Origin of the sequence: Oryzisolibacter propanilivorax (assembly GCF_900103645.1) — a bacterium.
GTDB classification, from domain to species: Bacteria; Pseudomonadota; Gammaproteobacteria; order Burkholderiales; family Burkholderiaceae_C; genus Melaminivora; species Melaminivora propanilivorax.
Map to the genome: position 1 here is coordinate 342,837 of NZ_FNHP01000003.1, position 25,416 is coordinate 368,252.

Consider the following 25,416-nt stretch of genomic DNA (forward strand, 5'->3'; position numbering starts at 1 on the left):
ATTGAGCCGATGCCCGCACCCGCCCTGGCCCGCCACCTGGCCGCGCTGCTGCCCAGCCAGTGCGCGCTGTGCCATGCCTGGCCGGCGCAGCGCCTGTGCGCCGGCTGCCGCGCCCGCTTCGCCCGGCCGCAGGCGCGCTGCGCCACCTGTGCCTGCGCCGTGCCGGAAGGCGTCGCCCGGTGCGGCGCCTGCCTGCGCCAGCCGCCGCCGCTGGACGGCTGCCTGGCCGCGGTGGACTACGCCTACCCCTGGGCCGGCCTGCTGGCGCAGTTCAAGTTCCAGGGCGATCCCTCGTGGGCCGCTCCGCTGGCGCGGCTGATGCGCGAGGCGCCGGGCGCCGCCCAGGCCATCGCGCAGGCCGACCTGGTGCTGCCCGTGCCGCTGGCGGCGCAGCGCCTGCGCCAGCGCGGCTACAACCAGAGCCTGCAGCTGGCGCGCGCTCTGGGCGCCGGCCCGCGCCTGCAGGCCGGGCTGCTGCTGCGCCTGCACGACACGCCGGCGCAAAGCGGGCTGGCACGCACCCAGCGCCTGCGCAACCTGCGCGCCGCCTTCGCGCCCGAGCCGCTGGCCGCGCCCCGCTTCGCCGGCCGGCGCGTGCTGCTGGTGGACGATGTGATGACCACCGGCGCCACGCTGCACGCCGCGGCGCTGGCGCTGCGCGCTGCCGGCGCGGGGTCGGTCGGCGCGCTGGTGCTGGCGCGCACACCGCCCCGGCACGACTGACGCCAGGTGTATACAAATCGCAGCAAATCCCTGCCGCGCAGGGGGCGCTTCACGCCACAATGGCGCGCATGTTCCACATCGTCCTTGTCGAGCCGGAAATCCCGCCCAACACCGGCAACGTCATCCGGCTGGCGGCCAACACCGGCTGCACGCTGCACCTGGTCGAGCCGCTGGGCTTTTCCATGGACGACGCGCTGCTACGCCGTGCCGGGCTGGACTACCACGAATGGGCCGACGTGCGCCGCCACGCCGGCTGGACGGCGCTGCTGCGCGAGCAGGAGCCCGACCTGTCGCGCATGTTCGGCCTGACCACGCACGGCGAGCAGTCGGTGCACGACACTGCCTTCCACCCGGGTGACTGGTTGGTTTTCGGCGCCGAGTCGCGCGGCCTGCCGCCGGTGCTGCGCGAGACCTTCCCGCCGGGCCAGCGCCTGCGCCTGCCGATGATGCCCGGCCAGCGCAGCTTGAACCTGTCCAACGCCGTGGCCGTCACGGTCTACGAGGCCTGGCGGCAAAACAGCTTCCTGATGGGCGAGCGCGCACCCGTCGTGGCGCCTGCCGTCGCGGTCGATCTGTCCTGATCCCGGGCAGCAGACGCTGCTGCCCTGCCGCGCCGGGCCGCTTTCAGGCGCCCTGCCCGCCCCGGCGCACGAAGAACAGCCCCGCGCCCACCGCCATCAGCAGCGAGCCGAAGACGCGGTTCTGCGCGCGCATGGCGCCGGCGCTCTGCATCCAGCGGCGCAGCGCGCCGGCCGCGGCGGCATAGCCGTTCATGACCACCAGGTCGACCGCCACCAGCGTCGCCGCCATCACCGCCAGTTGCTGCCACAGTGGCCGGCCGTCGCGCATGAACTGCGGCAGCACCGCCACCATGAACAGGATGCCCTTGGGGTTGGTGGCGTTGGTCAGCGCGCCGGTGAACAGGCGCCGGCGCCGGCTCATGGGCGCGGCGGCCAGGTCGCCCGCGAGCTGGCCGGCCGCGCCCGCGCGCCACTGGCTCCAGCCGATCCAGATGAGGTAGCACGCGCCCAGCACCTTGACCACGTTGAAGGCCAGCTCCGAGGCGATCAGCAGCGAGCCCACGCCCGCGCCCGCCACTACCAGGATGAACAGCAGGCCCAGCTCCAGCCCCAGGATGGTCACGCCCGCGCCGCGCACGCCGTACGACAGGCCATGGCTCATGGACAGCACCGCCCCCGAGCCGGGCGAAAGGGCGATGATCCACGACGCCGCGAAGAATGCCAGCCAGGTATGCCAGTCCATGAAAGATCTCTGAGGGAAGGGAAAGCAGGGAGGAAAGGGGGCACCGCAAGCAGCGCCGTGCGTGCGTTGCGCACGCCGGCGCGCATTATCGGCGCGCTGCCTGCCGGGCCCGATACGGCCGCCATCGGATTTTTAAGCCAAAACAGGCTTCAGCCCTTTGAATACACCGGCATGCAGCTACTTTTTTCATAGCGAAGGCCACCGCGCGCCAACTGGGGTGCCACAATTTCCGCACCTTCCCCGCACCCCACTCCCGCATGGCCCCGAACGCCCCCGTCTGGCTCACCTACGGCTTCACCTACCTCAGCGCGGCGGTGATCGCCGTGCCCATCGCCCGTGCCCTGGGGCTGGGCGCCATCATCGGCTACCTGGCGGCGGGCATCGCCATCGGCCCCTGGGGGCTGGGGCTGGTGAGCAACGTGCAGGACATCCTGCACTTTGCCGAATTCGGCGTGGTGCTGATGCTGTTCCTGGTCGGGCTGGAGCTGCAGCCGGCGCGGCTGTGGAGCCTGCGCCGCCCGATCCTGGGCCTGGGCAGTGCGCAGCTGCTGGGCTGCGCACTGGCCCTGTGGGCGGCGGCGTGGGCGCTGGGCCTGCCCTGGCGGGTGGCGCTGGTGGGCGCCCTGGGCCTGGCGCTGTCGTCCACGGCGATCGCGCTGCAGGTGCTGGCCGAGCGCAACCTGACGCGCACCGAGGGCGGGCAGCGCACCTTCGCCGTGCTGCTGCTGCAGGACATGGCCGCCATTCCCATCCTGGCGCTGCTGCCGCTGCTGGGCGCGGCCGGGCAGCCGCACCTGCACGGCCTGGGCGAGACCCTGGCCGAGGCTGGGCGCACCGCGGCCTTCATCGCCGCCATCGTGCTCGGCGGGCGCCTGGCGCTGCGCCCGGTGCTGCGCTGGATCGCGCGCAGCAAGCAGCCGGAGATCTTCACTGCCGCATCGCTGTTCCTGGTGGTGGGCATCGCCATGCTGATGCTGTGGATCGGCCTGTCGATGGCGCTGGGCGCCTTCCTGGCCGGCGTGCTGCTGGCCGACAGCGAGTACCGGCGCGAGCTGGAAACCGACATCGAGCCCTTCAAGGGCCTGCTGCTGGGCCTGTTCTTCATCGCCGTGGGCATGAGCATCGACTTCGGCGTGCTGGCCGCCGCGCCCTGGACCATGCTCGGCCTGCTGACGGGTTTCCTGGGCCTCAAGGCCGGCGTGCTGTGGCTGCTGGCGCGCGGCACCGGCATGCCGGCGCAGGAGCGGCCGATCTTCACGCTGCTGCTGGCGCAGGGCGGCGAGTTCGCCTTCGTGGTGTTCCAGAGCGCCGCCAGCTTCGGCATCATCCGCGGCGAGGCGGCGTCGCTGCTGATCGGCGCGGTGGCGCTGTCCATGCTGCTGTCGCCGCTGCTGCTGGTGCTGCTGGACCGCGCGCTGCTGCGCCGCCACGCACGGCTGGCGCCGGTGGATGGCGAAGACGCGCCGGACGCGGACCCGCGCGCGCTGCACGAGCCGCAAAGCGCGCCGGTGATCATCGCCGGCTTCGGCCGCTACGGGCAGATCGTGGCGCGCATGGTGCTGGCGCAGGGCCTGCCGGCCACCGTGCTGGACCACAGCGTGGAGATGCTGGAGGTGGCGCACACCTTCGGCTACCGGGTGTTCTACGGCGACGCCACGCGCGTGCCGCTGCTGCGCCTGGCCGGCGCCGCCGAGGCGCGCGTGCTGGTGGTGGCGGTGGACGCGCCCGAACAGTCACTGAAGATCGTGCAGGCCGCGCGCAAGCACTTCCCGCACCTGGCCATCGTCGCCCGCGCGCGCGACGTGACGCACTGGCATGCGCTGCGCGAGCTGGGCGTGCAGCACATCGAGCGCGAGGTGTTCCGCGCCAGCGTGGCCAGCGCCCGCACGGTGCTGGAGCTGCTGGGCGAGAGCCCGCAAGAAGCTGCCGCCTTTGCTGAGCGTTTCAGCGCGCACAACACCGCCCTGATCGAGCGCACGCACGCCTACCACCACGACCGCGAGGCGATGATCGCCGTGGCGCGCCAAGGGCGCCAGCAACTGGTCGAGCAGTTGGCGCGCGAGCGCCAGGAGCGCGCGGCGGCGGCTGCCGCACAGGCCCGGAAAGATGACGCCGAAAAGTCCTGAAAGCCATACTCGACGCTCGCTTCAAGCTATACATACGATAGCGCCCGGGAAGCCCCTGGACGCTGCCGGGGCGCCACCTGCATGCTAGTCTGGCGCGCATGTTCAACCCCACCCAAGCCGATGTGCGGCGCTTCTTCTGCGCCACGCACGCCAAGCAGCAGGCCAGCCAGCCGATGGAGGCCATCGAGACCCTGGCCGGGCTGTGGATCGCCGAGCATCCCGAATACCACGCCGACCTGGCCGACACCGAGGCGGCGCTGGCGCGCGTCTATGCCGACGGCGCCGACCAGGCCAACCCGTTCCTGCACCTGTCGATGCACCTGTCGATCAGCGAGCAGTGCAGCATCGACCAGCCGCGCGGCATCCGCCAGGCGGTGGAACTGCTGGCGCGCCGCCTGGGCTCGCTGCACGACGCGCACCACGCCGCCATTGAATGCCTGGGCAGCATGCTGTGGGAGGCGCAGCGCGCCGGCCGCCCGCCCGACGGGCAGGCCTATGTGGCCTGCGTCCAGCGCCGCGCCACCGCCGACTGACGCGCGGGCGCATCGCCCGCCGCCTCCGGCCGGGCGGTGACCGGGCCACGCTGCGGCATCAGCAGCACATCGCAGCCCACGGGCTCGGGGCCGGCCAGCAGGCGCCAGGCCTTGCCGGCCTGCAGCAGATCGCGCAGCACCCCGCGCGGCGCGTGCGCCAGCACCAGCAGGTCGGCGCGCGTGCCCTGCTGTTGCACCAGCAACTGGCGCGCCGGGTCCAGGCCGCGCGTGGCCAGGCCGACGCGGTTGCGCCGCGTCTCGAAGGCATCCGACACCCGCAGCCGCGTGTGCGGCACGGACTGTAGCGGCTGCGCCAACTGCTGCACGCGCTGGCGGCGGCTGCGCAGGGCGCGCGCAAAGGCCTCGCCGCAGGCCAGGCCCAGACCGCGGCGCGGGCGCGCGACATGAAACAGCTCCACCGTCGCGCCGGCGTGCATGGCCGCGGCGCCGTGCAGCAGCCGCCCGCCGCTGTCCTCGTCGCCCGCGGCGTGCACCAGCACGTGCACGTAGGGCGCGCGCGCCGCGCCCTGCACCACCAGCACCGGGCAGGGGCTGGTGCGCAGCATCCGCGCCAGCAGGCCCAGCGCCCGCGTCGGCCAGCGCCAGCGGCCGTGCAGGCGGTTGTCCATCACCAGCAGATCGGCCTGCGCCGCGGCCGCATGCAGCGCCGCCAGCGCGTCCCCGGCTGCGGGCAGCGCCTGCACCGTCAGCTGGTGCCGGCGCGAGAGCTGGCGCGCGCGCTGCTCCAGGCGCGCCTGCGGATCGCAGAACTTGGCCTCCTGCCGCTCGGCGATGTACAGCAGTTGCAGCCGCGCCTGGTGGTGCGCGGCCAGCAGCGCGGCACGCTCGAGCGCTTGCTCGGCGGGACTGGAGAAATCGGTGAGGGCCAGAATCGTCTGGATGCGCATGGCGGTGCTCCTGGGCGGTGGAACCTTCGGGGTGCCGCGGGCCCGGGCGAGCTGCGGTGGCGACTGTCATCGCGGCCAGCACGGCAGGAAGCGGATGTCCCTGCGGTGGTGGCAAGAGCCCGGCGGTGCTGGATGACGCTGCCCCGCTCAACGCGGCAAGGGGCAGGAAGGACTACCGCCGGGCGCCAGGGTGCGCGGCGGTCTGGGCCGCCCGGCGCGCACCGCTCAGGCGCAGCACGCGCGCCCGCGCCGCGGCCGAGATGGCCAGCCGCGTGGTGCGAACGCAGAAGGTGGAAGCAGGAAAGCGCATGTAGGCCGCAATTGTAGGATTTTGACCACAAAAAGCCAGCAATGCCGCACTGAAACGTGCCGGTATGCAGCCAGCGAACGGACAGCAAAAAACCCGCGCGAAGGCGGGCTTGCAGACTGGGGAGCGTTGCCCCTGTATCAGCGAAAGCGCGACTGCGGCACCACGCGCAGTTCGCCATCGAGCGAGCCGATGTATTTCGCCAGTTCCTTCAGTTCGGCATTGCTGAACTGCTTGGCGATGCCGCCCATCACGCCGTTGCTGCGTCCCACGTACTCGCCGGGGCTGGCCTTGTAGGCCTTGAGCGCGGCGAACAGATAGTCGGCATGCTGGCCGGCGATCTTCGGGTAGGACGGGTCGATGGGTTTGGAAAAGTTGTCGCCGTGGCAGGACACGCAGGCGCCCTTTTGCAGCAGCGGTGCGACCTTCTCGCCCGGCTCGCGGGCCTTGGGCGCCTGGTCGCCCTGCGGGCCCTGCGCGGCATAGAACGCCGCCACGTCGGCGATGTCCTGGTCGGACAGGGAATCGGCAATGCCGCGCATGGTGGGGTGCAGGCGCTCCCCCTTCTGGTAGGCGTGCAGCGCGGCGGCGATGTAGGGCGCACCCTGGCCCGAGATCATCGGGACCTTGTACACCTCGGGAAAGCTGGCCTGGTAGCCCGGAATGCTATGGCAGCCAATGCACATGGCCACCTTGCCGGAGCCCGCCTGGGCGTCTCCCTTGAGGTCCTGGGCAGAAGCCAGGGAGGTCACCGCGAAGGCGGCGAGGCCGAAAAGCGTGGTCCATGTTTTCTTCATTTTGCGCGCACAATCACCTGATTGGTTGTCTCTGCAAGTATCTTCAAACGATTATAGCGAGCGCCTGTCAAGCCTTTTCCTCAACGATTTCCCTGGTTTTCCAGCTCTTCCCATGAAATTCCAAGGTTCCGAGAACTACGTGGCCACGCAAGACCTGATGCTGGCCGTGAATGCCGCCATCACGCTGCAGCGCCCGCTGCTGGTCAAGGGCGAGCCCGGCACCGGCAAGACGCTGCTGGCCGAAGAGGTCGCCACGGCACTGGGCATGCCGCTGCTGCAGTGGCACATCAAGTCCACCACCAAGGCGCAGCAGGGCCTGTACGAATACGACGCGGTCAGCCGCCTGCGCGACTCGCAGCTCGGCGACGAGCGCGTCAAGGACATCCACAACTACATCGTCCGGGGCGTGCTGTGGCAGGCCTTCACCGCCGAGCAGCCGGTGGCGCTGCTGATCGACGAGATCGACAAGGCCGACATCGAGTTTCCGAACGACCTGCTGCGCGAGCTCGACCGGATGGAGTTCTACTGCTACGAGACGCGCGAGATGATCCGTGCCAAGCACCGGCCGCTGGTGTTCATCACCTCGAACAACGAAAAAGAGCTGCCCGACGCCTTCCTGCGCCGCTGCTTCTTCCACTACATCAAGTTCCCCGAACCCGAGACGATGAAGCAGATCGTCGACGTGCACTTCCCGACGCTCAAAAGCGAGCTGCTGGGCGCGGCGATGAAGACCTTCTACGACGTGCGCAACCTGCCGGGGCTGAAGAAGAAGCCCTCGACCAGCGAGTTCATCGACTGGCTGAAGCTGCTGCTGGCCGAGGAGATCCCGCTGTCCGCGCTGCAGTCGGCCGATCAGAAGGTGGCCGTGCCGCCGCTGGTGGGCGCGCTCTTGAAGAACGAGCAGGACGTGAGCCTGTTCGAGAAGCTGGTCTTCATGAACCAGCGCAACCGCTGAAGGCGACCATGAGCGCCACTAGAAAGCTGTTGGCCGAGGGCCTGGGCGACGCCGTCGGCTTCGTGGTCGGCGCGCTGTCCGGCTTCGGCACGGCGCTGCTGCTGGGAATGGACCTGTTCGCCCCTGGCTACGGCACGGGCAGCCTGGCCGGCATCGCGCTGGTCGGTCTGGGCGGTGGTGTCGGGGTCACCGTGGCGCGGCGCTGGCGCACGCGGCGCGCGGCCGCCGTCCTCGTGGAATAGACATGGCTTTCGTCGAACCCGTCACCCTGCACGGTCGCGGCGTGCGCCTGGAGCCGCTGGCGCTGCAGCACGAGGCCGGGTTGGCCGCCGCCGCCGCCGATGGCGAGTTGTGGCGCATCCGCGTGACCAGCGTGCCCGAGCCGCAGGACACGCGCGCCTATATCGAGAACGCACTGGCGATGCGCGCGGACGGCCAGCGCTTTCCCTTCGCCGTGCTCGACGACGCCATGGGCCGGGTGCTGGGCAGCACCAGCTACCACGACATCCTGCCGGCCGTGCGGCGCCTGGAGATCGGCTGGACCTGGTATGCGCAAAGCAGCCAGCGCACGCACGTGAACACCGCCGCCAAGCTGCTGCTGCTGACCCACGCCTTCGACACGCTGGGCTGCCATGTCGTCGGCTGGCGCACCGATAACTACAACTTCGCCAGCCAGCGCGCCATCGAGCGGCTGGGGGCGAAGAAGGACGGCGTCATCCGCGGCCATGCGCTGCGCCGCGACGGCACCATCCGCGACACCGTCATGTACAGCATGCGCAGTGGCGAGTGGCCCGAAGCGCGGGCACAATTGCTATATCTTTTGCAGCAACATGCCGATATTTCATAAGGGCCAGCGCAGGTTTTCGTCTGAAACCTGGGGCCGGCCAGCCACGACTGCCCGACCGCGGGCGCGAGGGGAGCAGCCATGCTGATCGACTTCTTCTACGCCCTGCGCGCCGCCAAGCTGCCGGTGTCGGTGCGCGAGTTCCTGACCCTGCTCGAAGCCCTGGCCGCCGGCGTGGCCGGGCCGCGCTCCGAAGACGCCTGGAGCATGGAGGATTTCTACCACCTGGCGCGCACTGCCCTGGTCAAGGACGAGAAGCACTTCGACAAGTTCGACCGCGCCTTCGCCGCCTATTTCAAGGGCGTCGAGCTGCTGACCGACCTGACCCAGGAACTGCCGGCCGACTGGCTGCGCAAGATGCTCGAGCGCGAGCTGACGCCCGAGCAGAAGGCCGTCATCGAGAAGATGGGCTGGGACGAGCTGATGGAGACACTGAAAAAGCGTCTGGAGGAGCAAAAGGGCCGGCATGAGGGCGGCAACAAGTGGATCGGCACCGGCGGCACCAGCCCCTTCGGCCACGGCGGCTACAACCCGCAGGGCATCCGCATCGGCGGGCCCGGGCGCAACAAGAGTGCCGTGAAAGTGTGGGAACAGCGCGCCTACCGCGATTACGACGACACCCAGGAGCTGGGCACGCGCAACATCAAGGTCGCCCTGCGCCGGCTGCGCAAGTTCGCCCGCGCCGGCAGCGAACTGGAACTGGACCTGCCGGACACCATCCGCTCCACGGCCGCCAACGCCGGCTGGCTCGACATCAAGATGGTCCCGGAGCGGCACAACAACGTGAAGTTGCTGCTGCTGATGGACGTGGGCGGCACCATGGACGAGCATGTGCAGCGCGTCGAGGAGCTGTTCTCTGCCGTCAAGGCCGAGTTCAAGCACCTGGAGTTCTATTACTTCCACAACTGTGTGTACGACTTCATGTGGAAGAACAACCGGCGCCGCTTCGCCGAGAAGTTCGCCACCTGGGACATCCTGCGCAAGTACAACAAGGACTACAAGCTGGTCTTCGTCGGCGACGCGACCATGAGCCCCTATGAGATCCTGCAGCCCGGCGGCAGCGTCGAGTACAACAACGAGGAGCCCGGCGCCGAGTGGCTGCAGCGCCTGACGCACGCCTTCCCGCACTTCGCCTGGATCAACCCCGAGCCGCAGGGCGTCTGGCAGTACCGCCAGAGCATTGGCCTGGTGCAGCAGCTCATGGGCGGGCGCATGTTCCCACTGTCCCTCAAGGGATTGGAGGACGCGATGCGGCTGCTGTCCAAATGAATAATGCCCGCGTGACCTCCACCGCCCAGCCCACCTCCGCCCTCGTCCGCCGCGCCCGCTGGCCGGCCCTGCTGATCCCCCTGCTGCTGGCCGCTGCCCTGCCCGGCTGCGGCGTCCTGAAGGACGCCTTCCAGAGCGAACGCCGCACCGACGAGCGGCGCGATGCCATCGAGTCCGACACACCCGCCGAAAGCGGCCCGGACGCCTTTGCCTTCAATGTCGAGGCCGAAGACCAGGACGTGCGCGAATACCTGGCGCGCCACATGCAGCTGCAGCGCTTCGCCCACCTGCCCGACTTGCAGGATGCCGAGCTGCGCCGCCTGCTGGGCGCGGCCGAGGCCGACGCGCGCGAACTGCTGGCCACGCTGGGCTACTTCAGCCCGACACTGACCATCGCGCTGCACGACAACCCGGCGCCCGGCGCCGGCCAGCGGCGCGACACGCCGGCGCGCACCATCACCGTGAACGTGCAGCCGGGCGAGCGCACGCAGATCGCCAAGGCCGCAGTGCAGGTGCTGGGCAGCGACGCACCCGCGCAGCGCCCCGATGCCGCCGAGCTGCAGGCGCGCCAGGACCGGCTGCAGCGCGGCTTCGGCCTGCAGCCGGGCGCGCCCTTCACCCAGCGCGACTGGGACGACGCCAAGTCGCAGGGCCTGCGCCAGCTGCAGGCGCAGCGCTACGCGCTGGCGCGCATCGACAAGAGCCGTGCCGAGGTCGACGCCGACCGCGCCCGCGCCGAGCTGCAGGTGCAATACGCGCCGGGGCCGGACCTGCGCTTCGGCGCGCTGCAGATCCAGGGCAGCGAGCGCTACGACAGCGAGGGCCTGCGCAACCTGGCGCGCCTGCCGGTGGGCGCCCCGTACGACCAGCAAAAGCTGCTCGACACCCAGCAGCGCCTGGCCAGCAGCGGCTACTACGACGCCGTGTTCCTGGCGCTGGACACCGAAGGCGTGGACAAGGATGCCGCCCAGGCCACCGTGCCCGTGACCGCGCAGGTGCGCGAGGCGCCGCTGCAAAAGGCGGTGTTCGGCGTCGGCCTGTCGACCGACACCGGCCCGCGCATGTCGCTGGACCACACGCACAACCGGCTGCCGCTCATCGGCTGGCGCGCGCTGTCCAAGGTGGAGCTCAGCCGCAAGCACAAGCTGCTGTCCACCGACTGGACCGCCCTGCCCGGCCCGGACGGCTGGCGCTGGTTCACCGGCCTGCAGCTGCAGCGCGAGACCACCGGCAGCTACGAGGTCAACAGCAGCCGGGTGCGCGCCGGGCGCACCAAGGGCTCGGACCACATCGACCGCAGCTACTTCCTGCAGTTCGACGCCGCCAGCAACCAGGGCCCGGACGCGCCGCCGTCCAGCAGCGCCATCACCGCCAACTACGGTTGGACCGGGCGCTACTTCAACGACAACCAGAATCCCACCAGCGGTTACGGCCTAGCGGCCGAGCTGGGCGTGGGCACCACGCTGGTGCCCGAGCGCGACCTGTTCACCCGCACCCTGGTGCGCTGGCAGTCGTTCATCGACACCGGCCGCGTGCAGGTGGCCGAGGGCATCAGCCGCGCCAGCCGCCTGTCGCTGCGCCTGGAGGGCGGCGCGGTGCTGGCGCGCGAGGGGGCGACCATTCCCGTCACGCAGCTGTTCCTGACCGGCGGCGACACCACCGTGCGCGGCTACGGCTGGAAGAAGATCGGCGCGCGCACCGTGAACGACACTCTGTTCGGCGGGCGCTACCTGGCGGTGGGCAGCGTGGAGTGGCAGCGCCCGATCACCATCCGCGGCAACCACGTGGATTTCGAGAGCGCCACCTTCGTCGACGTGGGCGCGGTGGCCGACAAGCTGGGCGACCTGAAGCCGCACGTCGGTGTGGGCGCCGGCCTGCGCTGGCGCAGCCCCGTGGGGCCGCTGCAGGCGGACGTCGCCTACGGCGTGCAGGATCGCCAGCTGCGCCTGCACCTGCGGCTGGGCTACACCTTCTGATTGCTAGTCTTTCTGTAGCTGCAGGCCATTGAAACATATGGGCTGGCAGCACCTTTCATCAAGATTCCGGGCCATGGTTCAAATGCCAGGCCCACCCGCTGCTCCTACAGCCGCTGCGCGCCTGCTCCTACACGGCAGGGTGCTGCGCCGTCCCGACCAGCGTCTCCCCGGCAGGTAAGCTGGCCGCTGTTTTACCTCCCGTTGCATGGCTTCGTCCCCCACCCCTGACCCCTACGCCGCTGCGGTGGCCCCCTCCCCCGCGCCCCTGCGCAAGAGCCGCTGGCGCTGGCTGTGGCGCGCGCTGGCGCTACTGGCCGTGCTGCTGGTGGCGCTGCTGGCCGGCCTGTGGTGGTGGAGCGGCAGCAGCAGCTCGCTGAACACCGTGGTCGAGCGCGCCGCGCGCTACCTGCCCGAGGGCCAGCAGCTGCAGGCCGAGGGCGTTACCGGCTCGCTGCGCACCGGCGGGCACATCGACCGGCTGCGCTGGAGCAACGCCACCCTGGCCGTGGAGGCGCGCGACATCGACATCGGCTGGAGCTTGGCGCCGCTGCTCGAGCGCCAGCTGAAACTCGGCGAGGTGCACGCCGCCAGCGTCACCCTCACCGCCCAGGGCGACGCGCCCGAGGACGACGGCCCGCCCGAGCCGCTGCAGGAGTTGGTGCTGCCCATCCACATCGACCTGCCGTTTCGCATCGACCACCTGCTGTGGACCGGCCGCGACCCGGATGCCAAACCCATCGCCATCGACGACCTGGCCGGCCGCTACCGCTACGACGGCGAGCAGCACCAACTGACGGTGGACCATGTCGAGCTGGCCCAGGGCCGCTACGGCCTGGAGGCCACGCTGGGCGCGCGCGCGCCGATGGAGCTGCAGGCTAGCTTGAACGGCGCCGTGCGCTCGGCCGTGCCGGGCAGCGAGGCCACGCTACAGGCCCTGGCCAGCGCCCAGGTGACCGGCACCCTGGCCGGGCGCGAGGCACGCCTGGACGTGACCGGGCAACTGCGCGGCAGCGCAGCCCCGGCCAGCAGCGCAGCCCCGGCCAGCAGCGCGGACGAGGCGCAGGATGCGAAGGCTGACGAAGCCGCTTCCGGCGCCCAAGCCAGCGCCGCGCCCGATGCCAACGCCCCGCTGCGCGCCGACGTGCAGGGGCGCATCGCCCCCTGGCTGGCGCAGCCCCTGGAAAAGGCCCAGGCCGACGTGCAGGGCCTGAACCTGGCGCTGCTGTGGCCACAGGCGCCGGCCACGCTGCTGGACGGCCACGCCGCCGTGCTGCCCGAGGGCGAGGGCGGCTGGCGCATCGACGCCGACCTGACCAACGCCGAGTCCGGCCCCTGGGACAGGCAGCACCTGCCAGTGCAGGCCCTGCAGGCCGAGGCCACTTACGACGGCGAGACCTGGGACGTGCCGCGCGCGCACCTGCAGGCCGGCGGCGGCAGCATCGACGCGCACGGCCGCTACACGCCCGCAACGCAATCACTGGAAGCCGAAGCACGCCTGGCTGGCGTCAACCCCGCGCAGCTGTACTCCCGCCTGGCGCCCGCGCCCCTGTCGGGCACGGCCAGCGCCAGCGGCAGCGCCTCGGGCGACAGTGCGGTGCGCTTCGCCGCCGACCTGCGCGCCGCCCCGGCGCCGCGCCGCGCACGCGCCGGCAAGGCCGGCGACCTGGCGGCGATCGCGCTGCAGCGCCTGGCGACCGAGGGCCGCTGGCACGAGGCGCGCGTCGACATCCCCCGCCTGCTGCTGCAGGCCGAGGGCGCGCAGGTGCAGGCGCAGCAGCTGCAGATCAACACCCGCACCCTGGCGGTGCGCGGCCGCATGCAGGCGCAGGTGCCCGGCGCCACGCTGCAGACGGACGGCCGCATGGCGCCCGACGACGGCGCCGGCACGCTGGCGCTCAAACTGGCCGACGCGCAGCGCCTGCAGGGCTGGCTGGCGCAGGTCGGCGCGCCGCCGCTGGGCCTGGCGCTGGACGGCCGCGCCGACCTGGACGCCCAGTGGCGCGGCGGCTGGCAGTCGACGCAGCGCCAGCTGCAGGGCGCCGGGTTGCTGGCGGCCGATGCAAGCCCGGCCACCGGCCCCGCTGGCGCCTTCACCCTGCAGGCCACATTGCGCGCCCCGCAGCTGCGCCTCACGCGCGCCGCCCAGGGCGACGCCGGCGCGCTGAACCTGGAGTTCGCGCGCACCAGTGCATCGCTGCGCGGCGGCCTGTCCGACCTGTCCATCGACTACGACGGCGTGCTGCGCCAGGGCGGCGACCAGCAGCAGGCCGACGTGCACCTGCGCGCCACCGCCGCCAGCCAGGGCTCGGGCCGCTGGCGCGCCCGCGTGGGCGAGTTGCGCGTGCAGGCGCGCATGAAGGACCAGCCCGGCCCATGGACGCTGCGCCTGGCCGAACCCGTCACCGTGGATCTGCAGCAGCAGCCGCGCCTGACCGTCGAGACCTCGGCCGCCAGCGCCCGCCTGACCGGCCCCGAGCCTGGCGAGGTGCAGCTGCGCTGGCAGCCGCTGCGCTACGCCCAGGGCGCGCAGGGCGGCATGGAGCTGACCAGCCAGGGCACGCTGCAGGGCCTGCCGCTGGCCTGGGCCAATGCCTTCCAGACCGACGGCCAGGGGGCACTGGCCAAGCTGAACGTCTCGGGTGACCTGGTGTTGTCCGGCAACTGGGACGTGGCCGCCACGCCCGGCGGCCTGCGTGCGCGCGCCGGCCTGCGCCGCACCTCGGGCGACATCCGCATGCTGACCAGCGAGGCGCTGGACGCGCCGGGCGTCACCGTGGTGCGCAGCAGCGGCGAGGGCCAAGGCGCGGGCGCGCCGAAGGCCGACACCAGCGCCACCACCTCCGCCGGGCTGCGCGAGCTGGCGCTGGAGGTCGCCGCCGACGGCAACGACGTGCGCGCCAACCTGTCCTGGGACAGCGCCCGCGCCGGCCGCGTACAGGCCGACGGCAGCACGCGCCTGGTGCAGTCCGCCGATGGCGGCTGGCAGTGGCCGGCCGACGCGCCGCTGGCCGCGCAGGTGCGCGCCGAGCTGCCCGAGGTGGGCGTGTGGTCGGTGCTGGCGCCGCCCGGCTGGCGCGTGCAGGGCACGCTGAGCGCCGATATGCGCCTGTCGGGCAGCCGCAGCGCGCCGCAATGGAACGGCCAGTTGGCCGCCGATCGCTTCGCCATCCGCTCGCTGCTGGACGGCGTGGACCTGCAGGACGGGCGCCTGCGCGCCACGCTGCAGGGCGAGCAGCTCACCATCACCGAGCTGCACCTGAAGGGCGGGCGCGGCAGCCGCGCGCGCATCGCCGGCTACAGCGGCAACCGCACCGCCGCGCCGCTGGACGGCGGCACGCTGGACGGCGGCGGCACGCTGTCGTGGGCCGGCGCCGCGGGGGGCGAAGGCGGCCTTTCGGGCATCCGCATGGACCTGCGCGCGCGCGCCAAGGCGCTGCAGGTGCTGGTGCGCGCCGACCGGCAGGTCAGCGTCTCGGGCGATCTGAACGCCCGGCTGCAGGGCGGCCAGGTGGTGCTGCGCGGCGACCTGACGGTGGACCGCGCCACCATCATCCTGCCCGAGGCCGGCGCGCCGTCGCTGGGCGACGACGTGGTGGTGCGCTCGGCCGCGCTGGACAAGGCGGCCGCCGAGAAGGCGCAGAAAGCGGCCAAGCGCGCGCAGGGCAGCGAGCAGCCCGGCAGCGTGCAGGCCGCGCGCACGCCGGACGTGGCCGTCAAGCTCGACCTGGGTCAGGACTTCGCCCTGCAGGGCCGGGGCGTGACCACGCGCCTGACCGGGCAGCTGGCCATCACCAGCAGCGCCGCCACCGCCGGCCAGCCGCGCGTGACCGGCGAGGTGCGCACCGAGCAAGGTCGCTACCGCGCCTGGGGCCAGTCGCTGGACATCGAGACCGGCCTGCTGCGCTTCAACGGCCCCTACGACAACCCGGCGCTGGACGTGCTGGCGCTGCGCCCGAACATCCCCGTGCGCGCCGGCGTGCAGGTCACTGGCAGCGCCCAGGCGCCGCGCGTGCGCCTGTACTCGGAGCCCGAGATGCCCGATGCGGAAAAGCTCTCCTGGGTGGTGCTGGGCCGCAGTGCCGCGGGCGGCGGCGCCGAGGCGGCGCTGTTGCAGCAGGCAGCGCTGGCCTTCCTGAGCGGCGACGGCAGCAAGAGCAGCAGCGGCGGCATCGCCCAGCGCCTGGGCCTGGACGAGATCGGCTTCAAGGGCCCGGGCCAGGGCGAGGATGCCAGCAGCGCCGCGCTGACCCTGGGCAAGCGCCTGTCGCGCGACCTGTACGTGACCTACGAGCGCAGCCTGTCGGGCGCCATGGGCACGCTGTTCATCTTCTACGACCTGTCCAAGCGGCTGACGCTGCGCGGCCAGACGGGCGAGAAGAGCGCCGTCGACCTGATCTACACGGTGCGCTACGACTGAACGCAGGGTTTGGGGGTGTTTCAGGCTCCATGTCCTGACCGACAAAGGGCCTGCAGCTATCGAAAAAGTAGCACCACCCCGGGCCTGCAGGCCTGCCGGGGCGGCGGCGGGCGCTTACAATCGCGGGCTTTTCCGCTCCCCGTAGTTCAATGGATAGAACGGGCGCCTCCTAAGCGCCAGATACAGGTTCGATTCCTGTCGGGGGGACCACTCTCTTGCCCACGCGCTGGCGGGCCGCACCGCCCGCCCTGCCGCACGGCCACGGCCCTGCCCCACGCCGCATGCCCCTGCCGGACACGCCCGACGCCCCGCCGTCGCCCCGCTCATCTGGCAGCGCCTGGGCGGTGTTCTGGATCTTCCTGCGCCTGGGGCTGACCTCGTTCGGCGGGCCCACCGCCCACCTGGGCTACTTCCACCACGAATTCGTGCTGCGCCGGCGCTGGCTGTCCGACACCGCCTATGCCGACCTGGTAGCCCTGTGCCAGGTGCTGCCGGGCCCGGCCAGCAGCCAGGTGGGCATGGCGCTCGGCCTGCAGCGCGCCGGCCACGCCGGCCTGCTGGCGGCCTGGGCCGGCTTTACCCTGCCCTCGGCCCTGGCCCTGGCGGCTTTTGCCCTGGGCCTGCAGCGCCACGGCGCGGCGCTGCCGCCCGGCGTGCTGCAGGGCCTGAAGGTGGTGGCAGTGGCCGTGGTGGCGCAGGCGGTGTGGCAGCTGGCGCGCCGGCTGTGCCCGGACGCGCCGCGGCGCCTGCTGATGGCCGCCTGCGCCGCCCTGGTCCTGCTGGTGCCCGGGCCGTGGGGCCAGGCCGGCGTGCTGCTGCTGGCCGCCGCCGTGGGCCGCGCCCTGCTGCGCCCCTTGGGCGGGCCGCTGCCCATGGCGCCCGATGCCCCCATGCCGGGCGGCGCTGCCTGGTTCTGGCTCGGGTCATTTGTCGCGCTGCTGCTGGGCCTGCCGGCCCTGGCGGCGCTGTGGCCGGCGCCGGCGCTGCAGGTGGCGGATGCCTTCTACCGCGCCGGCGCGCTGGTGTTTGGCGGCGGTCACGTCGTGCTGCCGCTGCTGCAGGCCGAGGTGGTGGCCAGCGGCTGGATCGACCGCGATACCTTCCTGGCCGGCTACGGCGCGGCGCAGGCCGTGCCCGGCCCGCTCTTCACCTTCGCCGCCTTCCTGGGCGCGGTGATGCGCCATGGCCCGTCTGGCTGGGCGGGCGCGGCACTGGCGCTGCTGGCGGTGTTTCTGCCCGGCGCCCTGCTGCTGCGGGGCGCCCTGCCGCTGTGGCAGCGCCTGCGCACGCGCGCCGGCTGGCAGGGCGTGCTGGCCGGCGTCAACGCCGGGGTGGTGGGGCTGCTGCTGGCGGCACTTTGCCATCCGGTCTGGACCGGCACCGTGCACAGCCCGGCCGACGCGCTGCTGGTGCTGCTGGCCCTGGCCGCGCTCATGCTGGGGCGCTGGCCGCCGTGGCTGGTGGTGCTGGCCAGCGGAGCGGGCTGCTGGCTGCTGGCGGCGCTGGCTTGAAGCTGCGCTGGCCCCGGCGGGCATAGGCACAGGCCTGGTGCCCACCTGATACGGAACGCTCCTACACCGCCGGCGCATGCGGCTGTTTACCTTGGCGCATCCGCTGCCGTTGCAGCGTCCATGACCGAGAGCCCCTGCCCATGCCCCACGACCGCCTCCAGGCCCTGCGCAGCGCCCCGCTGCCCCGCAGCGAACAGGTGCTGCTGCTGGTGGATGTCATCAACCCGATGGATTTCCCCGCCGCGGACGACCTGCTGCCCCACGCCTGGGAGGCCGCGCAGCGCGTGGCGCGTCTGAAGAAGAAGCTGGCGGCGCAGGGCACGGTGGTGGTCTACGCCAACGACAACTACGGCACTTGGCACAGCGAGTTCCGCGACATTCTGGCCGCCTGCCAGACGCAGCCCGGCGAGCGCGGCGCCATCGCCCGGCTGCTGACGCCCACGCCGGACGACCTGGTGATCCTCAAGCCCCAGCACTCGGCCTTCCATTCCACGCCGCTGCGCCACCTGCTGACGCAGATGCACACGCGTCGGCTGGTCATCGCCGGCTGGGCGGCCGACATGTGCGTGATGCTGTCGGCGACCGACGCGCGCATGCTGGGCTACGACGTGTGGGTGCCGCGCGACTGCATCGCCGCGGAAACGCCCGAGCGCTACGACCTGGCAGTGCGCCAGCTGGGCGGGCCGTTCGACTGCTCGGTACGCGCGGCGTTTCGCGCCCGCGCCAGCCGCTGACGCGGCGCCTGGGGTGCCACGCTCGGCCCGCGCGTCAGCGTGCGTCCTGCCCCGTGGGCAGGGCGCCGCCGGCCGGTGCGCCGACGGCGGCGCGGTCCTGCGGCGTGGGGGTATCGCCGCGCTCGGGCGCACTGCGCTGCACGCTGCCGTCGCCCGGCGCGGTGGTGGCCGGCTGCTGCTGCGCCGTGGCTGCCGGAGCAGCGCCCTCGTCGGGTGCGCGCAGCCGGTCCTTGGGCGCCATCAGGTTGAAGGCGATCACCGCCAGCACCACCACCGCCAGCAGGACGGCGATGATGCGCATGGCGCGCTTTTCGTCGCGCACGGTGGGCGAGCGCGTGGCCGGGTCGGGCCTAGTCGGATGGGTCGGGTTCATGGCACGGGCCTTTCACGGTCCTGGAGGAAGGCATGGATGGTGCAAAAACGCCTTGCGCGCCCCTGTAGGCCACCGCACCGGGCTTGAGCCAGCCTACAGCTGGAAGCCCAGCGCCCGCACCACGCCTTCGACCAGATCGCGCGCCAGCGACGGGGCATGCCCGTCGTGCGGCCGGGCCTGGGTGACGAGCGCCGCGCACCATTCGGACAGCCAGCGCACCTCGTCCGGGCCGTAGAAGGCGGTCATGGCCTCGTAGTTCAGGAACAGGCTGCGCGCGTCCAAGTTGACCGAGCCGGCCAGCGCCAGGTCGTCGTCAATCAGCACCGCCTTGGCGTGCAGCATCGCCGGCGAGAGCCACACGCGCGCGCCGGCGGCCACCAGCTGGCGCAGCGCGCGTTCGCGCGCGATGTCGGCCAGGCGGTGGTTGGAGCGCGCCGGCACCAGCACGCTGACCTGCACACCGCGCCGGCAGGCCAGGCACCAGGCATCCAGCAACGCATCGTCGGGCACGAAGTACGGTGTCACGGCGACGATGCGCGTGCGGGCATGGAAGGCGCCGGCCATCAGCAGCGCGTGCACCGTGTCGTCGGCATGGTCCGGCCCGCTGGCGATCCACTGCGCCAGCGCGCCGTGCGGCGGGCCGGCCAGCAGCGGCATGTGCGGCGCGCGGCGCATGCGCCGCAGCGTGCGACCCTGCGAGATGCGCCAATCGGTGCCGAACTGGATGTGCGCGTGCTGCGCCAGCGGGCCGTGGATCTCGAAGCTCAGGTCCACCCAGGCCGGGCGCCCGGGCCGGTCCAGGAAGTATTCGCACGCCAGGTTGCGCCCGCCGCTCCACAGCCGCGCGCCGTCGGCCACCACCAGCTTGCGGTGGTTGCGCAGGTTGCTGTGTCCGCGCAGCGGGTTGTGCAGCAGCGGCATGAAGCGGCGCACCTGCACGCCTTCGCGCGCCAGGCCGCGCAGCAGGCCCCAGGGCGTGGTCAGGCTGCCCACCGCGTCCACCAGCAGGCGCACGGCCACGCCGCGCCGCACCGCCTGCAGCAGCGCGCGCGCCACCTGGCGGCCGACATCGTCGTGCGCGAAGACGTAGGTGCCGACGTCCAGCTGGTGCTGCGCCGCGTCGATGGTGGCCAGCAGGCCGGCCAGCGCCTCGGCGCCGCCTTGGTGCAGCACGATGCGCCGGTTGCGCACGGCGGGCGCCACCTCCATGCCGGCCAGCAGCTGCGCTGCCCAGGGCGGGCCGGGCAGCTGCGGCGGCGGCGCCTGCCAGTGGTGGCGCCGGCCCGGCCGGGCGAACTTGCGCACGCCGAACAGCAGGAACAGCGGCAGCGTCAGGTAGGGCAGCGTGACCATGCCCAACACCCAGCCCAGCGCCGCCGACGGGTGGCGCCGCTGGTGGTTGATGCGCGTGCCCAGCACGTAGATCAGCAGCCCCAGCACCACCACGATGGTGTGGCCCAGGCCGGACAGCAGCGCGATGCGGATCATGCGGCCGCCCCGCCGTCCCCGGGCAGGCACGCCAGCGCCAGGCGCACGCGCAGCCCGCCCAGGGTGGGCGCGTCCTGCAGCTGCAGCGCCGTGCCGTGCAGGCGCGCGATGGCCTCGGCGATCGCCAGTCCCAGGCCGCTACCGGTGGCCGCCTGCTCGGATGTGCCGCGGTGAAAGCGCCGCAGCACGCGCGCGCGCTCGGGCGGGACGATGCCGGGGCCGCTATCGTCCACGGTTAGCACCAGTTGGTCGCTACCCAGCTGCAGCGCCACGTCCACGCGGCCGCCCGCGGGCGTGTAATTGATGGCGTTGTCCAGCAGGTTGCGTAGCAGGATGGCCAGCGCCTCGCCTTGGCCGCGCACGCGTGCCTGCAGCGCCTGTGGATCGGGCGGCAGCAGGCCCAAGTCGATGCCGCGCGCATGCGCGGCGGGTGCGGCATCGGCCAGCGCCTGCCGCACCAGGTCAGCCAGCACCAGCGTCTGCCAAGCACCGCCGGCCGCCTGCGCCTCCTGGCGTGCCAGCGCCAGCAGCTGCTCGACTAGGCGCGTGGCACGGTCGATGCCGGCGCCCAGGCGCTCGGCGGCACGCGCGCGCGCGGTGGCGTCCGGCGCGCGCGCCAGGGCCTGCGCCTGCAGTTTCAGCGCCGCCAGGGGCGAGCGCAGCTCGTGCGCGGCGTCGGCCACGAAGTGCTGCTGCGCGTCGAACGCCTGCTGCAGGCGCGCCAGCAACAGGTTCAGCTCGTCCAGCAGCGGGCGCACCTCGGCCGGCAGGCCGGGCGCGTCCACCGGCGCCAGGTCGTCGGCGCGCCGCTGCGCCACCTGGCGGCGCACGCGCTCCAGCGGCGCCAGCGCGCCACCCACCGCCCACCAGGCGGCCAGCGCCAGCAGCGGCGCCAGCAGCACGATGGGCCAGGCGGTGCGCAGCGCCAGCTGGCGTGCCAGCGCGCGGCGCACGGCCAGGTCCTGCGCCACCTGGATGACCTGCAGCGGCGTCTGCACCGACAGCACGCGGTAGGTGGTGCCGCCGGCCTCGACATTGGCGAAACCCAGCACCGCGCGCTGCGGCAGGCCCAGGCCGATGTTGGACTCGAACACGCGCACGCCGTCGGCGCTCCAGATCTGCAGCACGAACTCGTGGCTTTCCTGGCCCGGCACCAGCGGGCCGGGGTAATCGCCCGCGCCCCAGCCGGGCAGCCCCGGGCGCAGTGCCTGCGCGGTCTGCTGCATCTGGCGGTCGAACAGCGCATCGGCCTCGGCCAGCGCGGCGCGCCAGGCCAGCGTGGCCTGCAGCAGCACGCCTAGGGCGATGGCCACCAGCAGCGACAGCAGCAGCCGCGCGCGCAGCGAGCGCGGGCGCCAGCGCGCCAGCCCCAAAGCGGTGCGGCGCTTCACGCGGCCTGCGGGCGCGGCAGCATGTAGCCGACGCCTCGCACGGTGACGATGCAGCCCGCGCCCAGCTTCTTGCGCAGGCCATGGATGTAGACCTCGACGGCGTTGCTGCTGATCTCCTCGCCCCAGCCGTAGAGCTTGTCCTCGAGCTGCGCGCGCGACAGCACCGCGCCAGGGCGCGCCAGCAGCGGCTCCAGCACCGCCCATTCGCGCGCCGACAGCAGCACCGGCTGGCCGCGCACGCTGGCTTCGCGCGTGGCCGGGTGGATCTGCACGTCGCCATGCACGTACGCCGCGTCGGCCTGGGCGCCGGCGCGGCGCGCCAGGGCGCGGATGCGCGCCTGCAATTCGTCCAGGTCGTAGGGCTTGAGAAGGTAGTCATCGGCGCCGGCGTCCAGGCCCTGCACGCGCTGGGCGACGGCGTCGCGCGCGGTGGCGATCAGCACCGGCGTGCGGTCGCGCCGCGCGCGCAGGGCGCGCAGCACGTCCAGGCCGTCGCGCCCGGGCAGGCCCAGGTCGAGCAGTACCAAGTCGTAGCCCTGGGCGCGCAGCGCGGCATCGGCCTGCAGGCCGTCGCGCACCCAGTCCACCGCGTGGTGCTCCAGGCGCAGCAGCTCCTGGACGGCTTCGCCGATCATGGCGTCGTCTTCGACCAGCAGCAGCCGCATCACGGCCTCGTCAATGGGCAGGTAGGGGAGAACATGCGGCCTGAGCATAGCCGCAGCGCCTCGGGCGCGGCAGTCAGCCCAGGCGCACCGGCACGAAGATGCGGTGGCTACCCCGCAGCACCAGCAGCGCCACCGACTTGCCGGCGTGCGCCAGCTGCTCGCGCAGCTGCGCGATGCCCTGCGCCGGCGTGCCGTTCAGGGCCAGCAGCACGTCGCCCGGCTGCACGCCGGCACGCGCCGCGGCACCCCCGGCCTGCTCGACCAGCAACCCGCCCTCGACGCCGGCCTGGCGCTGCTCGTCCGGCGCCAGCGGGCGCAGCGCCAGGCCCAGCCGGCCCTGCGCGGGCGCGCTGGCGCCCCCGGCATCGGCCTTGGCGGCGTGGCGTGCGTCGGCGGCGTCGCCCAGCGTGGCGACCAGCTCCTGGCTGCGGCCCTTGCGCCAGACCTGCAGGCGCACCTGCGCACCGGGCGACGACTCGGTGATGCGCGCCGGCAGATCGCCCGAGCCGACGATGGCGTGCCCATCGACACTGCGGATCACGTCGCCGCTCTTGAGACCCGCGCGCGCCGCCGGGCTGCCCGGCTGCACTTCGGCCACCAGCGCGCCCTGCGGGCGGTCCAGCCCGAAGGAATCGGCCAGCGCCTGGTTCACCTCCTGCACCGTCACGCCCAGGCGCGCATGGCTGGCATGGCCGGTGGCCTGGATCTGCTGGCGCACGCGCTGCGCCACCTCGATGGGGATGGCGAACGACACGCCTTGGTAGCCGCCCGAGCGGCTGTAGATCTGCGAGTTGATGCCGACCACCTCGCCGCGCGCGTTGAACAGCGGCCCGCCCGAGTTGCCGGGGTTCACGGCCACGTCGGTCTGGATGAAAGGCACGGCGCTGTCGTCGGGCAGCGCCCGGCCCTTGGCGCTGACCACGCCGGCGGTGACGCTGTTCTCGAAGCCGAAGGGCGAGCCGATGGCCAGCACCCAGTCGCCCACGGCCAGCGCCTGGGTGCTGCCCAGGCGCACGGTGGGCAGGTCGTGGGCGTCGATCTTCAGCACCGCGATGTCGGTCGCCCGGTCGCTGCCCAGCACCTTGGCGCGGAACTCGCGCCGGTCGGTCAGCTTGACGGTAACCTCGTCGGCGCCCTGCACCACGTGGGCGTTGGTCAGCACCACGCCATCGGGGCTGACGATGAAGCCCGAGCCCTGGCCGCGCACCGGCATGTCGCGCGGCGCGGCAGACAGGCCCGGGGGCACCATGCCGAACTGGCGCAGGAAGTCCTGCATCGGGTTGTCGCTGGCGCCGCTGTCGTCGTCGCCCTCATCGGCCAGCGCCGTACGGCGCGTGCCGCTGACGCTGATGTTGACCACGGCCGGTCCGTTCTCGGCAGTGATCTGGGCAAAGCTGGGCAGCGCGGCGGGGGTGACGGCTGCCGGCGCGGCGATGGCCGGTGCGCCTAGGGCGTGCGCTTGGCGCTGGGTGACCAGCCCGGCGCCGGTAGCGCCCAGGGCGCCGGCGGCCACCAGGGCCAGGATGAGCCTGCGGGGGGTGGAAAGTAAGGTGTGCATGGCCTGCCTCGTGTGAAGGAAGAGCTGCTCCAGGGCAGCGGTGCAGGCAGTGTGCGCGCGCAGGCTTAAGCCAGTCTTAGGACACCATTACTATGATTTCTATAGCTGCAGGCCCATGATGCATATGGGCTACGGGGCTTTTTTCCTTGAAACTGCTACAGCATGTGGTTCAGGAACGCCTGGGCACGGGCGTTGCCCGGGTCGGCGAAGAACTCGCGCGCCGGGCGGGCGGCGATCAGCTCGCCCTGGTCCATGAAGGCCACCGTGTGGGCGACCTCGCGCGCGAAGCCCATCTCGTGCGTGACCACCAGCATGGTCATGCGCCCGTCGGCCAGCTCGCGCATGGTACGCAGCACCTCGCCGGTCAGCTCGGGGTCGAGCGCGCTGGTGGGCTCGTCGAACAGCATCACGTCGGGCTGCATCGCCAGCGCGCGGGCGATGGCCACGCGCTGCTTCTGCCCACCGGACAGGCGCGCGGGGTAGTTGTCGCGCTTCTGTGTCAGGCCGACCTTGGCCAGCAACTCGTCGGCGCGGGCGATGGCCGCATCGCGGGGCAGCCCCTGCACCACCATCGGCGCCTCGATCAGGTTCTGCAGCACCGTGAGGTGCGGGAACAGGTTGAAGTGCTGGAACACCATGCCGGTGCGCGCGCAGATGCGGCGCAGCTGCGGGTCGGGCACGTAGACGCAGCGGCCGGACTCGTCGGTGCGCGCCATGGGTTCCCCAGCGATCGACACGCTGCCGCCGTCGATGGTCTCCAGGTGGTTCAGGCAGCGCAGGAAGGTGCTCTTGCCCGAGCCCGACGGCCCGATCAGCGCCACCACTTCGCCGCGCGCCACCGACAGCGAGATGCCGCGCAGCACCTCGTGACTGCCGAAGCGCTTTTTCACGCCCAGCGCCTCGATCATCGGCACGGCGCCGCCCTCACTGGTCGAACTTGGCATGGCGTTGCTCCAAGCGCTGGAAGAGCCAGGTCAGCAGCAGCGTCATCAGGAGATAGAACGCGGCGGCGACGATGAACGGGGTGGTGGTGAAGTCGCGCTGCACGATGCCGCGTGCGGCGCGCAGCAGGTCGTTGAGCGCCAGCACGTAGATCAGCGAGGTGTCCTTGACCAGGGTGATGGTCTCGTTGCTCATCGGCGGCAAGATGGTGCGCACCATCTGCGGCAGCACGATGCGGCGCATGGTCTGCGGGTAACCCATGCCCAGCACCTTGGCGGCCTCGTACTGGCCGCGGTCCACCGACTGGATCCCCGCGCGGAAGATCTCGGCGAAGTACGCCGCGTAGTTCAGCGCGAACGCCGCCACGGCGGCCGGAAAGTCCGGCAGCCGCACGCCGATCACCGGCACGAACGGCAGCGCGAAGTAGATGAACAGCATCTGCAGCATCAGCGGCGTACCGCGCATCAGCCAGATGTAGCCGTTCACCGCCGCCGACAGCGGTTTGAACGCCGACAGCCGCGCCAGCGCCAGCACCAGCCCCAGCGGCACCGCCAGCACCAGGGTGATGGCGAACAGCTTGAGCGTGACAGCCGCGCCCTGCGCCAGCGGCGGGAGAAGGGAGAGAACGTAGTCCAT

At 72.3% G+C, this 25,416-nt stretch carries 22 protein-coding genes and 1 tRNA gene; 13 read left to right on the top strand and 10 right to left on the bottom strand.

The window, feature by feature from the left end; translation table 11 throughout:
- The first annotated feature begins 9 nt into the window (after positions 1 to 9).
- Both BLQ61_RS07140 and BLQ61_RS07145 read left to right on the top strand, forming a co-directional pair.
- Positions 10 to 723 (top strand): ComF family protein, encoded by a 714-nt coding sequence (locus BLQ61_RS07140; protein ID WP_091568340.1) that lies wholly within the window; start codon positions 10 to 12, stop codon positions 721 to 723.
- 68 nt (positions 724 to 791) lie between these two features.
- Positions 792 to 1,304 carry a tRNA (cytidine(34)-2'-O)-methyltransferase gene (locus tag BLQ61_RS07145; protein ID WP_091568644.1) on the top strand — a complete coding sequence of 171 codons (513 nt, stop codon included), beginning with the start codon at positions 792 to 794 and terminating at the stop codon, positions 1,302 to 1,304.
- Between the two features lie 43 nt (positions 1,305 to 1,347).
- Here BLQ61_RS07145 and BLQ61_RS07150 read toward each other — a convergent pair whose 3' ends face one another.
- Entirely contained in the window at positions 1,348 to 1,986 is a 639-nt protein-coding gene (locus BLQ61_RS07150) for a LysE family transporter (protein ID WP_091568342.1), read from the bottom strand.
- Positions 1,987 to 2,243: 257 nt separating this feature from the next.
- Between BLQ61_RS07150 and kefC the strand changes: the two genes are divergently transcribed.
- Together kefC and BLQ61_RS07160 are read left to right on the top strand one after the other, a co-directional pair.
- Positions 2,244 to 4,112: a glutathione-regulated potassium-efflux system protein KefC gene (gene kefC / locus BLQ61_RS07155; RefSeq protein ID WP_091568345.1), complete on the top strand. Its 1,869-nt coding sequence runs from the start codon at positions 2,244 to 2,246 to the stop codon at positions 4,110 to 4,112.
- Positions 4,113 to 4,210: 98 nt separating this feature from the next.
- Positions 4,211 to 4,645, top strand: a complete 435-nt coding sequence (locus BLQ61_RS07160; RefSeq protein WP_091568646.1) for a DUF1841 family protein — start codon at positions 4,211 to 4,213, stop codon at positions 4,643 to 4,645.
- Here the strand turns inward: BLQ61_RS07160 and BLQ61_RS07165 are convergent.
- Together BLQ61_RS07165 and BLQ61_RS07170 are read right to left on the bottom strand one after the other, a co-directional pair.
- Entirely contained in the window at positions 4,606 to 5,553 is a 948-nt protein-coding gene (locus BLQ61_RS07165; protein ID WP_245703887.1) for a universal stress protein, read from the bottom strand. The genes BLQ61_RS07160 and BLQ61_RS07165 overlap by 40 nt on opposite strands.
- Before the next feature lie 447 nt (positions 5,554 to 6,000).
- The gene (locus BLQ61_RS07170; RefSeq protein WP_091568348.1) at positions 6,001 to 6,657 is read right to left on the bottom strand and encodes a c-type cytochrome; all 657 of its coding nucleotides are present in this window, start codon (positions 6,655 to 6,657) and stop codon (positions 6,001 to 6,003) included.
- Between the two features lie 112 nt (positions 6,658 to 6,769).
- Here BLQ61_RS07170 and BLQ61_RS07175 point away from each other — a divergent pair, with 112 nt between their 5' ends.
- From BLQ61_RS07175 to BLQ61_RS07215, 9 genes are all read left to right on the top strand, one after another.
- Positions 6,770 to 7,612, top strand: coding sequence for an AAA family ATPase (locus BLQ61_RS07175; RefSeq protein ID WP_091568351.1), 843 nt, complete (start codon positions 6,770 to 6,772; stop codon positions 7,610 to 7,612).
- 8 nt (positions 7,613 to 7,620) lie between these two features.
- Positions 7,621 to 7,854, top strand: coding sequence for a hypothetical protein (locus BLQ61_RS07180; protein ID WP_091568354.1), 234 nt, complete (start codon positions 7,621 to 7,623; stop codon positions 7,852 to 7,854).
- Between the two features lie 2 nt (positions 7,855 to 7,856).
- A complete protein-coding gene (locus tag BLQ61_RS07185) occupies positions 7,857 to 8,459 on the top strand; it encodes a GNAT family N-acetyltransferase (protein WP_091568356.1) in 603 nt (200 codons plus the stop codon).
- A gap of 78 nt (positions 8,460 to 8,537) precedes the next feature.
- The gene (locus BLQ61_RS07190) at positions 8,538 to 9,725 is read left to right on the top strand and encodes a vWA domain-containing protein (protein ID WP_091568359.1); all 1,188 of its coding nucleotides are present in this window, start codon (positions 8,538 to 8,540) and stop codon (positions 9,723 to 9,725) included.
- Positions 9,722 to 11,701, top strand: coding sequence for an autotransporter assembly complex protein TamA (locus BLQ61_RS07195; protein ID WP_091568361.1), 1,980 nt, complete (start codon positions 9,722 to 9,724; stop codon positions 11,699 to 11,701). The genes BLQ61_RS07190 and BLQ61_RS07195 overlap by 4 nt, the downstream gene beginning before the upstream one ends.
- Before the next feature lie 205 nt (positions 11,702 to 11,906).
- A complete protein-coding gene (locus BLQ61_RS07200) occupies positions 11,907 to 16,118 on the top strand; it encodes a translocation/assembly module TamB domain-containing protein (protein ID WP_091568364.1) in 4,212 nt (1,403 codons plus the stop codon).
- 135 nt (positions 16,119 to 16,253) lie between these two features.
- Positions 16,254 to 16,328, top strand: a tRNA-Arg gene (locus BLQ61_RS07205).
- A gap of 71 nt (positions 16,329 to 16,399) precedes the next feature.
- Complete coding sequence (gene chrA / locus BLQ61_RS07210) at positions 16,400 to 17,629, top strand: chromate efflux transporter (protein WP_091568367.1); 1,230 nt, start codon at positions 16,400 to 16,402, stop codon at positions 17,627 to 17,629.
- Positions 17,630 to 17,769: 140 nt separating this feature from the next.
- A complete protein-coding gene (locus BLQ61_RS07215) occupies positions 17,770 to 18,363 on the top strand; it encodes a cysteine hydrolase family protein (RefSeq protein WP_091568369.1) in 594 nt (197 codons plus the stop codon).
- Positions 18,364 to 18,397: 34 nt separating this feature from the next.
- On the opposite strand, the gene BLQ61_RS07220 is transcribed toward BLQ61_RS07215, so the two are convergent.
- The 7 genes from BLQ61_RS07220 to BLQ61_RS07250 form a co-directional block, all read right to left on the bottom strand.
- Positions 18,398 to 18,736, bottom strand: coding sequence for a hypothetical protein (locus BLQ61_RS07220; protein WP_091568372.1), 339 nt, complete (start codon positions 18,734 to 18,736; stop codon positions 18,398 to 18,400).
- A 93-nt stretch (positions 18,737 to 18,829) separates the two neighbouring features.
- Positions 18,830 to 20,224 (bottom strand): phospholipase D-like domain-containing protein, encoded by a 1,395-nt coding sequence (locus BLQ61_RS07225; RefSeq protein ID WP_091568375.1) that lies wholly within the window; start codon positions 20,222 to 20,224, stop codon positions 18,830 to 18,832.
- On the bottom strand, positions 20,221 to 21,615 hold the full coding sequence (locus tag BLQ61_RS07230; protein ID WP_245703889.1) for an ATP-binding protein: 1,395 nt from the start codon (positions 21,613 to 21,615) through the stop codon (positions 20,221 to 20,223). The genes BLQ61_RS07225 and BLQ61_RS07230 overlap by 4 nt, the downstream gene beginning before the upstream one ends.
- A complete protein-coding gene (locus tag BLQ61_RS07235; protein ID WP_091568377.1) occupies positions 21,612 to 22,280 on the bottom strand; it encodes a response regulator transcription factor in 669 nt (222 codons plus the stop codon). Before BLQ61_RS07235 ends, BLQ61_RS07230 begins: the two co-directional genes overlap by 4 nt.
- Positions 22,281 to 22,353: 73 nt before the next feature.
- Positions 22,354 to 23,838, bottom strand: a complete 1,485-nt coding sequence (locus tag BLQ61_RS07240; protein WP_091568380.1) for a Do family serine endopeptidase — start codon at positions 23,836 to 23,838, stop codon at positions 22,354 to 22,356.
- A 155-nt stretch (positions 23,839 to 23,993) separates the two neighbouring features.
- Positions 23,994 to 24,782: an amino acid ABC transporter ATP-binding protein gene (locus BLQ61_RS07245; RefSeq protein ID WP_091568383.1), complete on the bottom strand. Its 789-nt coding sequence runs from the start codon at positions 24,780 to 24,782 to the stop codon at positions 23,994 to 23,996.
- Entirely contained in the window at positions 24,763 to 25,416 is a 654-nt protein-coding gene (locus BLQ61_RS07250; RefSeq protein WP_091568386.1) for an amino acid ABC transporter permease, read from the bottom strand. The genes BLQ61_RS07245 and BLQ61_RS07250 overlap by 20 nt, the downstream gene beginning before the upstream one ends.